Below are 11,263 nucleotides of genomic sequence, written 5' to 3'. Positions count from 1 at the left end.
CGCCCCTATGCCTCTTGGGAGATTGAACCCTATTTCTCCAAACACCGCACCTATAAATGGCCGAAACGAGTACTTGTTAATGAGACTTTGTACGTCACTAAAACAGGTTGTCAATGGCGCATGCTCCCTCACGACTTTCCTCTTTACTTAACGGTATGGAGTTTCTTTCGTCGTTCTATGACGACAGGTTGGTTCCAGGTCAATGGCAGATGGTACTACGCGCTTATAGCTCAGGTGTCTTGGCAGTGAATACGACTGTAAATGGCTATTCTGTCAACTATAATGGCGAATGGGTTCAATAATGAAAGAAGCGATTGTGAATGGAAACAATCGCTTTTTTTGTGAAAATATAATAAAATAGATAGGAAAGAATTAATACTTGTATGAAAAATAAGACGTTTTTTCGTCTAGTAAAAGGAAAAAATGACAAAAAAAGTTGGTGTCGGTCAGGCACATAGTAAGATAATTTTAATAGGGGAACATGCGGTCGTTTACGGTTATCCTGCCATTTCCCTGCCTCTTTTGGAGGTGGAGGTGACCTGTAAGGTAGTTCCTGCAGAGAGTCCTTGGCGCCTTTATGAGGAGGATACCTTGTCCATGGCGGTTTATGCTTCACTGGAGTATTTGGATATCACAGAAGCCTGCATTCGTTGTGAGATTGACTCGGCTATCCCTGAGAAACGGGGGATGGGTTCGTCAGCGGCTATCAGCATAGCGGCCATTCGTGCGGTATTTGACTACTATCAGGCTGATCTGCCTCATGATGTACTAGAAATCTTGGTCAATCGAGCTGAAATGATTGCCCATATGAATCCTAGTGGTTTGGATGCTAAGACTTGTCTCAGTGACCAACCTATTCGCTTTATTAAGAATGTAGGATTTACAGAGCTTGAGATGAACTTATCCGCCTATTTGGTGATTGCCGATACAGGTGTTTATGGTCACACTCGTGAATCCATTCAAGTAGTTCAAAATAAGGGCAAGGATGCCCTACCATTTTTTCATGCCTTGGGAGAATTGACCCAGCAGGCAGAGGATGCGATTTCACAAAAAGATGCTGAAGAACTGGGACAAATCCTCAGTCAAGCGCATTTACATTTAAAAGAAATTGGGGTCAGTAGCCCTGAGGCAGACCATCTGGTTGAAACGGCTCTTAGCCATGGTGCTCTGGGTGCCAAGATGAGCGGTGGTGGGCTAGGAGGCTGTATTATAGCCTTGGCAGATAATTTGACACACGCACAAGAATTAGCAGAAAGATTAGAAGAGAAAGGAGCTGTTCAGACATGGATAGAGAGCCTGTAACAGTACGTTCCTACGCAAATATTGCTATTATCAAATATTGGGGAAAGAAAAAAGAAAAAGAGATGGTGCCTGCTACTAGCAGTATTTCTCTAACTTTGGAAAATATGTATACAGAGACGACCTTGTCGCCTTTACCAGCCAATGTAACAGCTGACGAATTTTACATCAATGGTCAGCTACAAAATGAGGTCGAGCATGCCAAGATGAGTAAGATTATTGACCGTTATCGTCCAGCTGGTGAGGGCCTTGTCCGTATCGATACTCAAAATAATATGCCTACGGCAGCGGGCCTGTCCTCAAGTTCTAGTGGTTTGTCCGCCCTGGTCAAGGCTTGTAATGCTTATTTCCAGCTTGGTTTGTCTCGGAGTCAGTTGGCACAGGAGGCTAAGTTTGCCTCAGGTTCTTCTTCTCGGAGTTTTTATGGACCACTAGGTGCCTGGGACAAGGATAGTGGGGGAATTTACCCTGTAGAGACAAACTTGAAACTAGCTATGATCATGTTGGTGCTAGAGGACAAGAAAAAACCAATCTCTAGCCGTGACGGGATGAAACTTTGTGTGGAGACTTCGACGACTTTTGACGACTGGGTTCGTCAGTCTGAGAAGGACTATCAGGATATGCTGATTTATCTCAAGGAAAATGACTTTGCCAAGATTGGAGAATTAACGGAGAAAAATGCTCTTGCTATGCACGCTACGACAAAAACAGCATCACCAGCCTTTTCTTATCTGACCGATTCATCTTATGAAGCGATGGACTTTGTTCGTCAACTTCGCGAGCAAGGAGAGGCCTGCTACTTTACTATGGATGCCGGTCCTAATGTCAAAGTTCTTTGTCAAGAGAAAGACTTGGAGCATTTATCAAAAATCTTCGGTCAACGTTACCGCTTGATTGTGTCAAAAACAAAGGATTTGAGTCAAGATGATTGCTGTTAAAACTTGTGGAAAGCTCTATTGGGCAGGTGAATATGCTATTTTAGAGCCCGGACAGTTGGCCTTGATAAAGGCCATTCCCATCTATATGAAGGGCGATATTGCTTTTTCTGACAGCTACCGTATTTATTCAGATCTGTTTGATTTCGCAGTAGATTTGGCGCCAAATTCTGACTACAGCTTGATTCAAGAAACGATTGCTTTAGTGGAAGATTTCCTGACTTATCGAGGTCAAACTTTAAGACATTTTTCTCTAGAAATTCGAGGAAAAATGGAACGGGAAGGGAAAAAGTTTGGTCTAGGTTCTAGCGGTAGCGTCGTTGTTTTGGTCATCAAGGCTCTGCTAGCTCTGTATAAGCTTTCGGTTGATCAGGAGCTCTTGTTCAAGCTGGCTAGCGCTGTCTTGCTCAAGCGCGGAGACAATGGGTCTATGGGGGACCTTGCCTGTATTGTGGCAGAGGATTTGGTTCTTTACCAGTCATTTGATCGCCAGCAGGTAGCAGCTTGGTTGAAAGAAGAAAATTTGGCGACTGTTTTAGAGCGTGATTGGGACTTTTCAATTTCACAAGTGAAACCAACTTTAGAATGTGATTTCCTAGTGGGATGGACCAAGGAAGTGGCTGTATCTAGTGATATGGTTCAACAAATCAAGCAAAATATCAATCAGAATTTTTTAAGTTCCTCAAAAGAAACAGTGGCTTCTCTGGTAGAAGCCTTGGAGCAGGGGAAATCCGAAAAAGTTATTGAGCAGGTGGAAACAGCCAGCAATCTCTTAGAAGGCTTGAGCGCAGATATTTATACGCCTTCGCTTAGACAGCTGAAAGAAGCCAGTCAAGATTTGCAAGCCGTTGCCAAAAGCAGTGGCGCTGGTGGTGGTGATTGTGGTATTGCCTTGAGTTTTGATGAGCAATCAACTGAAACCCTAAAAAACCGTTGGGCCGATCTGGGGATTGAGCTCTTATACCAAGAAAGGATAGGACATGACGACAAATCGTAAGGATGAGCACATCCGCTATGCCCTTGAGCAGAAAAGTTCCTATAATAGCTTTGATGAGGTGGAGCTGCTTCATTCTTCCTTGCCTCTTTACAATCTGGATGAAATCGATCTGTCGACAGAGTTTGCTGGTCGAAAGTGGGATTTTCCTTTTTATATCAATGCCATGACAGGTGGGAGTGAAAAAGGTAAAGAAATCAATCAAAAGTTGGCTCAAGTGGCAGAAGCCTGTGGTATTTTATTTGTAACGGGTTCTTATAGCGCAGCACTCAAAGATCCAGCAGATGACTCTTTTTCTGTCAAGTCTAGTCATCCCAATCTCCTCCTTGGAACCAATATTGGATTGGACAAGCCTGTCGAGTTAGGCCTTCAGACTGTAGAAGAGATGCATCCTCTTCTCCTGCAAGTGCATGTCAATGTCATGCAGGAATTGCTTATGCCTGAGGGAGAAAGGAAGTTCAGAAGCTGGCAATCGCATCTGGCAGACTATAGCCAGCAAATTCCTGTTCCTATTGTTCTCAAGGAAGTGGGCTTTGGAATGGATGCCAAGACCATCGAGAGAGCCTATGAACTGGGTGTTCGTACAGTGGATTTATCAGGTCGTGGTGGCACCAGCTTTGCCTATATCGAAAACCGTCGCAGTGGCCAGCGTGATTACCTCAATCAATGGGGACAGTCTACCGTGCAGACTCTACTCAACGCCCAAGAATGGAAAGACAAGGTCGAACTCTTGGTTAGTGGAGGCGTTCGGAATCCGCTGGATATGATTAAGTGTTTGGTCTTTGGTGCCAAAGCTGTAGGACTGTCACGAACAGTTCTGGAATTGGTTGAAACCTATTCAGTTGAAGAAGTGATTGGTATTGTTCAAGGCTGGAAAGACGATCTGCGTTTGATTATGTGTGCTCTTAATTGTGCCACCATAGCAGATTTGCAAAAAGTAGACTATCTTCTTTATGGAAAATTAAAAGAAGCAAAGGATCAGATGAAAAAGGCGTGACCACCGCCTTTTTTCCATCCTCAGACTGAGGTGACTTTTTTGAAGTGTGATAAAATAGAAAGGAGAGGATCAACCTATGAGAAAATTTAAAATCTTTTTATTTATCGAAGCCTGTCTTTTGACGGGAGCTCTGATTTTGATGGTTTCAGAGCATTTTTCACGTTTTCTGCTGATTTTATTCCTCTTTTTGCTTTTGATTCGCTATTACACTGGTAAAGAGGGCAATAATCTTCTTTTAGTGGTGGCAAGCATTCTCTTCTTTTTCATCGTCATGCTCAATCCTTTTGTGATTCTAGCTATTTTTGTTGCGGTCATCTACAGCCTCTTTCTTCTTTATCCGATGATGAACCAGGAAAAAGAGCAGACCAATTTGATTTTTGAAGAGGTGGTAACGGTTAAGAAGGAGAAAAATCGTTGGTTTGGAAATCTTCATCATTTTTCAAGCTACCAGACTTGCCAGTTTGATGATATCAATCTCTTTCGTCTCATGGGTAGGGACACTATTCATCTGGAGAGGGTTATCCTAACCAATCATGACAATGTCATTATCCTCAGAAAGATGATAGGCACGACCAAAATCATCGTACCTGTAGATGTGGAAGTCAGTCTCAGCGTTAATTGTCTCTATGGGGATTTGACTTTTTTCAATCAGCCCAAGCGAGCCCTCCGCAATGAACACTATCATCAAGAAACGAAAGACTATCTCAAGAGTAACAAGAGTGTCAAGATTTTCTTGACCACTATGATTGGGGATGTGGAGGTGGTCAGAGGATGAAAAAACAAGCTTATGTAATCATTGCCATCACCTCTGTCCTCTTTGTCTTTTTTTTCTCCCACAGCTTGCTGGAAATCCTTGACTTTGACTGGTCTATTTTCTTGCACGATGTCGAAAAAACAGAAAAATTTATCTTTTTATTGTTGGTATTCAGCATGTCCATGACCTTTCTCTTATCCCTGTTTTGGAGAGGTGTGGAAGAGCTTTCTCTAAGAAAAATGCAGGCTAATCTCAAGCGTTTGTTGGCAGGGAAAGAAGTGGTTCAGGTTGTAGATCCAGATTTGGATGCTAGTTTTAAGTCCTTATCTGGCAAACTTAACCTCTTGACAGAAGCGCTTCAAAAGGCTGAAAATCACAGCCTTGCTCAGGAAGAGGAAATCATCGAGAAGGAACGAAAGCGGATTGCTCGGGATTTGCACGATACAGTCAGTCAGGAGTTGTTTGCGGCTCACATGATTTTATCAGGCGTCAGTCAGCAGGCTTTGAAATTGGATAGAGAAAAGATGCAGATCCAGTTGCAGAGTGTCACAGCTATTTTAGAAACTGCCCAGAAGGACTTGAGAGTCTTGCTCCTGCACTTGCGACCAATTGAACTGGAGCAGAAGAGCTTGATAGAAGGGATTCAAATTCTCCTAAAAGAGCTTGAGGACAAGAGTGATCTCAAGGTTAGTCTCAAGCAGAATATGACGAAATTGCCCAAGAAGATTGAGGAGCATATCTTCCGCATTTTGCAGGAGTTGATTAGCAATACCCTCCGCCATGCCCAGGCCTCTTGTTTGGATGTCTATCTCTATCAGACAGACTTTGAATTGCAGCTGAAGGTGGTGGACAATGGGATTGGTTTCCAGTTAGGGAACTTAGACGACTTGAGTTATGGACTGCGAAATATCAAAGAGAGGGTTGAAGATATGGCTGGAACAGTTCAACTCTTGACAGCTCCCAAGCAAGGACTGGCAGTTGATATCCGTATTCCCCTGTTAGATAAGGAATGATAAAGGAGTAAAGATGAAAATTTTACTAGTAGATGACCATGAAATGGTCCGATTGGGCTTGAAAAGCTACTTTGATCTCCAAGATGATGTAGAAGTTGTGGGCGAGGCGGCAAACGGGTCTCAAGGTATTGACTTGGCCTTGAAATTGCGTCCGAATGTCATTGTCATGGATATTGTCATGCCTGAGATGAATGGAATTGACGCGACCTTGGCCATCCTTAAAGAATGGCCTGAAGCCAAGATTTTAATTGTGACTTCTTACTTGGACAATGAAAAAATCATGCCTGTCTTAGATGCAGGTGCTCGTGGCTATATGCTCAAGACTTCTAGTGCCGACGAACTGCTCCATGCTGTCCGTAAGGTGGCTGCTGGGGAGTTGGCCATTGAGCAAGAGGTCAGCAAAAAAGTCGAATACCACCGCAATCACATAGAACTACATGAGGACCTGACTGCGCGTGAGCGAGATGTTCTCCAACTCATCGCCAAGGGCTACGAAAATCAGCGTATCGCTGATGAACTTTTTATCTCTCTCAAGACGGTCAAGACCCATGTGTCCAATATCCTTGCCAAACTTGAAGTCAGCGATCGCACCCAGGCGGCTGTCTATGCCTTTCAGCACCATTTGGTGGGGCATGAAGAGTTTTAGATGAGTTTAGCAGATTTACTTGAGGAGCTAGAAGCAGCAAAAGACTCTAAAAAGCAAGACCCATGGAAGCCCATATGCGCCATCAATTTTCTTTTCTAGGTATTGCGGTGCCTGAAAGAAATAAACTCTATAAAAATATTTTCCAGAAGCGAAAAAACAAAGATTATCGATTGGGATTTTGCAGATACTTGCTGGGAAAAAGAATCTAGAGAATACCAGTATGTGGCTGCTAACTATTTGAAAGCAATGCAGTCTTATTTAAAGGACAGCGATTTGCCTAAGCTAGAGCAGTTGGTTGTTACCAAGTCTTGGTGGGATACGGTGGATATCCTAGATCGAGTAGTAGGGAGTTTGGTGTATGAGAAGCAGGAACTGGAAAAAATAATCCTCCAATGGAGCCTGTCAGACAATATCTGGTTGAGACGCGTCACTATTGACCACCAGTTATTAAGAAAAGAGAAGACCAATACTCAATTAATGGAAAAGATTCTCCTTCATAACTTGAACCAAACAGAATTTTTTACCAATAAAGCCATTGGCTGGACTCTGCGAGACTACTCCAAAACGAATCCAACTTGAGTAACATGCTTTATTGAGAAAAACAAGGAAAGAATGGCTGAACTTAGTATCAAAGAAGCAAGCAAGTACCTCTATCGTGATTGAAAAGCGCAGTCATTAATTGAAAAGTTTACCTGTTTATGTGATAATGGAGGGTATTTACAGAAGGTGATAGATTTCTTGATTCTATAGTAGATTGAGAAATTTAGAATAGTATGCTATAATCACATTAGGAGGATAAAAATAATGAAGAAAACGTTTTATAAAAAATTGGGTATTTCAATTATTGCGAGTACTTTATTGGCTAGCCAGTTGTCGACAGTATCTGCTTTGACTGTTATTTCTAGTACAGGTGAAGAATATGAGGTGAGTGAAACATTACAGGAAAGTCCAGAAACTAATAATTTTTCACTTCCTGAGATTTCGCCAACATATGGTTCATATTACCAAAATCAATCAGAAGTAATTATCGGTAATGATGATTTGGTTAAAATTGATAATACTCTACAATATCCGTATTCAACTTCAGCTATGGTTTTGTCTGAGTACAATGGTGTAGCCAATGGAACGAATATAGAAGGAAGAGGAAGCGCGAATTTTATTAAAGATAATGTTTTAATTACAGCAGCTCATAACTTCTACAGTCATAAATATGGAAAAGAAGCGGATGCTATTTATGTACTTCCAGCAGCTAGTCCAGATCAGGAACCATTTGGAAAAATCAAGGTTAAGGAAGTTCGTTATTTGAAAGAATTTAGAACTTTAAATTCTAGAGATGCATCGAAATATGACTTGGCTCTATTAATTCTAGAAGAGCCTGTTGGCGCAAAATTGGGAACACTGGGGCTTCCAAATAGTCAGAAAAATTTGGCTGGAACACCAGTGACGATTACAGGATATCCATCATATGATTTTGGAATTCATCAAATGTATACAGATAAAAAACAAGTTTTAAGTGATGATGGTACTTTTTTGAATTATCAAGTTGATACTTTGGGGGGATCAAGTGGATCTGCTGTTTATGATGCTAGTCACCGTGTAGTCGGAGTACATACTTTGGGAGATGAAGCTAACCAAGTTAATAGCGCAGTAAAATTAAATGAACAGAATTTATCATTTATTTATTCAGTACTTAAAGGATATTCTCTTGAAGGATGGAAAAAATTAAGTGGCAGTTGGTACTATTATAAACAACATGATAAACAAACGGGTTGGCAGAAAATAGATGATACTTGGTACTATCTAGATGCTTCTGGTAAGATGCTTACAGATTGGCAAAAAGTAAATGGAAAATGGTATTATTTGGGAACCTCTGGTTCAATGGCAACAGGTTGGAAAAATGTACGAGGCAAATGGTATTACTTAGATAATAAAAATGGTGATATGAAGACTGGTTGGTATAAAGATGGTTCAACATGGTACTATCTAGATCCTACTAATGGAGACATGAAAACAGGTTGGATAAAAGTAGGAGGAAACTGGTATTATCTTAACTCAAGTGGAGCTATGGTAACAGGTAGCCAAACTATCGATGGTAAAGTTTATAATTTTGCTTCATCTGGTGAGTGGATTTAATATTGGAGGACATATAAATGAAACTTTTGAAAAAAACTATGCAAGTTGGACTGACAGCATTTTTCTTTGGTTTGCTAGCTACAAATACTGTTTTTGCGGATACCACAGGTGGCCAATTTGTTGATAAGGATAATAGAAAATATTATGTAAAAGATGCTCATAAAGCAATCTATTGGCATAAAATAGACGGAAAAACTTACTATTTTGGTGATAAAGGAGAAATGGTAGTTGGATGGCAATACTTAGAAATTCCTGGAACAGGTTATCGTGATGATTTATTAGATAACCAACCAGTTAATGAAATCGGCCTTCAACACAAGTGGTACTATTTTGGACAAGATGGGGTACTACAAGAATTTGTTGGCTGGAAAGCATTAGAGATTAAAACAAAAGACAGTGTTGGAAAAGAGTACGGGGAAAAACGTGAAGATTCAGAAGATAAAGAAGAGAAGCGTTATTACACGAACTATTACTTTAATCAGAATCATTCTTTAGAGACAGGTTGGCTTTATGATCAGTCTAACTGGTATTATCTAGCTAAAACAGAAATTAATGGAGAAAACTATATTGGTGGTGAAAGACGTGCAGGTTGGATAAATGATGGTTCAGCTTGGTACTACCTTGATCCAACAACTGCTGCAATGCAAACAGGATGGCAATATCTAGGTAATAACTGGTACTATCTCCGTTCATCAGGTGCTATGGCAACTGGTTGGGTGAAAGATGGTTCAACTTGGTACTACCTAAATGCAAGTAATGGAGATATGAAGACAGGTTGGGCTTATGTTGGTAACAGTTGGTACTACCTTCGTTCATCAGGTGCAATGTCTACTGGTTGGGTGAAAGATGGTTCAACTTGGTACTACCTAAATGCAAGTAATGGAGATATGAAGACAGGCTGGTTCCAAGTCAATGGTAAATGGTACTATGCCTATGGTTCAGGTGCTTTAGCTGTTAATACCACAGTAGGTGGTTACTACTTAAACTATAATGGCGAATGGGTTAAGTAATGAAGGCTAATGGTAAACTGTGATGGATATTTAACTTTGTATAATAGGTGGATAAAAGTCTTTAAAATAGGAAAAAACGCATAATATTAGGTGAACTGCACCCCAAAAGTTAGACAGACAAAATCTAACTTTTGGGGTATTTTTATTATGAAATTAACTTATGATGATAAAGTTCAGATCTATGAACTTAGAAAACAAGGATATAGCTTAGAGAAGCTTTCAAATAAATTTGGGATAAACAATTCTAATATTAGGTACATGATTCAATTGATTGATCGTTACGGAATAGAGTTCGTCAAAAAAGGAAAAAATCGTTACTATTCTCCTGATTTAAAACAAGAAATGATTGATAAAGTCATACATGAAGGCTGGACTAAAGATAGAGTTTCTCTTGAATACGGCCTCCCAAGTCGTACGATACTTCTTAATTGGCTAGCACAATACAGGAAAAACGGGTATACTATTGTTGAGAAAACAAGAGGGAGAGTACCTAAAATGGGACGTAAGCCAAAAACGAGACCTGAAGAGAGGACAGAATTAGAACGTCTTCAAGCAGAAAATGAGTACCTGAGAGCGGAGAATGCCATCCTAAAAAAGTTAAGAGAACTCCGATTGAAGGAGGAAAAAGAGAAAGAAGAAAGACAGAAATTGTTCAAGAATTAATGACTGAGTTTTCGTTAGATCTTCTTTTAAAAGCCATTAAACTAGCTCGTTCGACCTACTACTATCACTTGAAACAGCTAGATAAACCAGATAAGGACCAAGAGCTTAAAGCTGAAATTCAATCCATCTTTATCGAACACAAGGGAAATTATGCTTATCGTCGGATTTATTTAGAACTAAGAAATCGTGGTTATCTAGTAAATCATAAAAGAGTTCAAGGCTTGATGAAAGTACTCAATTTACAAGCTAAAATGCGACAGAAACGAAAATATTCTTCTCATAAAGGAGACGTTGGTAAGAAAGCAGAGAATCTCATTCAACGTCAATTTGAAGGCTCTAAAACAATGGAAAAGTGCTACACAGATGTGACAGAATTTGCCATTCCAGCAAGTACTCAAAAGCTTTACTTATCACCAGTTTTAGATGGCTTTAATAGTGAAATTATCGCCTATAATCTTTCAACTTCACCCAACTTAGAACAAGTACAAACAATGTTGGAACAGGCATTCAAAGAGAAGCACTACGAGAATACGATTCTCCATAGTGACCAAGGCTGGCAATATCAACACGATTCTTATCATCGGTTCCTAGAGAGTAAGGGAATTCAAGCATCCATGTCACGCAAGGGCAACAGCCCAGACAACGGTAGGATGGAGTCCTTCTTTGGGATTCTGAAATCGGAAATGTTTTACGGTTATGAGAAGTCGTTTCAGTCGCTTAAGCAATTGGAACAAGCTATTGTAGACTATATTGATTACTACAACAACAAGAGAATTAAGGTAAAACTAAAAGGACTTAGCCCTGTGCAGTACAGAACAA

Annotated in this window: 10 protein-coding genes and 3 pseudogenes; all 13 read left to right on the top strand. The window is 40.4% G+C overall.

The annotated features are described in order from the left end of the window. Window positions 1–21 precede the first annotated feature (21 nt). A pseudogene (locus HT693_RS12155) lies at window positions 22–302 on the top strand (transposase). 121 nt (window positions 303–423) lie between these two features. Beyond that, the gene (mvk, locus tag HT693_RS10770) at window positions 424–1,302 is read left to right on the top strand and encodes a mevalonate kinase (RefSeq protein WP_119946563.1); all 879 of its coding nucleotides are present in this window, start codon (window positions 424–426) and stop codon (window positions 1,300–1,302) included. Continuing rightward, window positions 1,284–2,237 (top strand): diphosphomevalonate decarboxylase, encoded by a 954-nt coding sequence (mvaD, locus tag HT693_RS10765; protein WP_172925180.1) that lies wholly within the window; start codon window positions 1,284–1,286, stop codon window positions 2,235–2,237. Before mvk ends, mvaD begins: the two co-directional genes overlap by 19 nt. After that, window positions 2,224–3,231 (top strand): phosphomevalonate kinase, encoded by a 1,008-nt coding sequence (locus HT693_RS10760; RefSeq protein ID WP_000562398.1) that lies wholly within the window; start codon window positions 2,224–2,226, stop codon window positions 3,229–3,231. Before mvaD ends, HT693_RS10760 begins: the two co-directional genes overlap by 14 nt. Continuing rightward, a complete protein-coding gene (gene fni / locus HT693_RS10755; RefSeq protein ID WP_000210664.1) occupies window positions 3,215–4,225 on the top strand; it encodes a type 2 isopentenyl-diphosphate Delta-isomerase in 1,011 nt (336 codons plus the stop codon). Before HT693_RS10760 ends, fni begins: the two co-directional genes overlap by 17 nt. A gap of 76 nt (window positions 4,226–4,301) precedes the next feature. After that, complete coding sequence (gene liaF / locus HT693_RS10750; protein WP_001224642.1) at window positions 4,302–5,000, top strand: cell wall-active antibiotics response protein LiaF; 699 nt, start codon at window positions 4,302–4,304, stop codon at window positions 4,998–5,000. After that, window positions 4,997–5,992 carry a sensor histidine kinase gene (locus tag HT693_RS10745; RefSeq protein WP_000743655.1) on the top strand — a complete coding sequence of 332 codons (996 nt, stop codon included), beginning with the start codon at window positions 4,997–4,999 and terminating at the stop codon, window positions 5,990–5,992. Before liaF ends, HT693_RS10745 begins: the two co-directional genes overlap by 4 nt. A gap of 13 nt (window positions 5,993–6,005) precedes the next feature. Further along, a complete protein-coding gene (locus HT693_RS10740; protein WP_000698420.1) occupies window positions 6,006–6,638 on the top strand; it encodes a response regulator transcription factor in 633 nt (210 codons plus the stop codon). Next, window positions 6,639–6,879, top strand: a pseudogene (locus tag HT693_RS12150) (DNA alkylation repair protein). Beyond that, window positions 6,801–7,301, top strand: a pseudogene (locus tag HT693_RS10730) (DNA alkylation repair protein). Before HT693_RS12150 ends, HT693_RS10730 begins: the two co-directional pseudogenes overlap by 79 nt. Before the next feature lie 426 nt (window positions 7,302–7,727). After that, window positions 7,728–8,771 (top strand): serine protease, encoded by a 1,044-nt coding sequence (locus HT693_RS10725; RefSeq protein WP_205380758.1) that lies wholly within the window; start codon window positions 7,728–7,730, stop codon window positions 8,769–8,771. A 17-nt stretch (window positions 8,772–8,788) separates the two neighbouring features. Further along, window positions 8,789–9,781: a choline-binding protein CbpJ gene (cbpJ, locus tag HT693_RS10720; RefSeq protein ID WP_172925178.1), complete on the top strand. Its 993-nt coding sequence runs from the start codon at window positions 8,789–8,791 to the stop codon at window positions 9,779–9,781. 147 nt (window positions 9,782–9,928) lie between these two features. Further along, a protein-coding gene (locus HT693_RS10715) for an IS3 family transposase (RefSeq protein WP_172925177.1) occupies window positions 9,929–11,263 on the top strand; the annotation gives its coding sequence in 2 pieces (ribosomal slippage) (window positions 9,929–10,370 and window positions 10,370–11,263; 1,336 coding nt annotated over the 2 pieces). This gene is flagged as partial in the annotation.

Source organism: Streptococcus sp. 2154, assembly GCF_013277255.1.
Lineage (GTDB): Bacteria > Bacillota > Bacilli > Lactobacillales > Streptococcaceae > Streptococcus > Streptococcus pseudopneumoniae.
The sequence above is the reverse complement of the archived record's forward strand: the minus strand, read 5'-3'. Positions and strand labels throughout refer to the sequence as shown.

Bases quoted from the DNA above. Each gene is read 5' to 3' on its own strand.
- mvk (WP_119946563.1), top strand. From the start codon at position 424: ATGACAAAAAAAGTTGGTGTCGGTCAGGCACATAGTAAGATAATTTTA.
- mvaD (WP_172925180.1), top strand. From the start codon at position 1,284: ATGGATAGAGAGCCTGTAACAGTACGTTCCTACGCAAATATTGCTATT.
- HT693_RS10760 (WP_000562398.1), top strand. From the start codon at position 2,224: ATGATTGCTGTTAAAACTTGTGGAAAGCTCTATTGGGCAGGTGAATAT.
- fni (WP_000210664.1), top strand. From the start codon at position 3,215: ATGACGACAAATCGTAAGGATGAGCACATCCGCTATGCCCTTGAGCAG.
- liaF (WP_001224642.1), top strand. From the start codon at position 4,302: ATGAGAAAATTTAAAATCTTTTTATTTATCGAAGCCTGTCTTTTGACG.
- HT693_RS10745 (WP_000743655.1), top strand. From the start codon at position 4,997: ATGAAAAAACAAGCTTATGTAATCATTGCCATCACCTCTGTCCTCTTT.
- HT693_RS10740 (WP_000698420.1), top strand. From the start codon at position 6,006: ATGAAAATTTTACTAGTAGATGACCATGAAATGGTCCGATTGGGCTTG.
- HT693_RS10725 (WP_205380758.1), top strand. From the start codon at position 7,728: ATGGTTTTGTCTGAGTACAATGGTGTAGCCAATGGAACGAATATAGAA.
- cbpJ (WP_172925178.1), top strand. From the start codon at position 8,789: ATGAAACTTTTGAAAAAAACTATGCAAGTTGGACTGACAGCATTTTTC.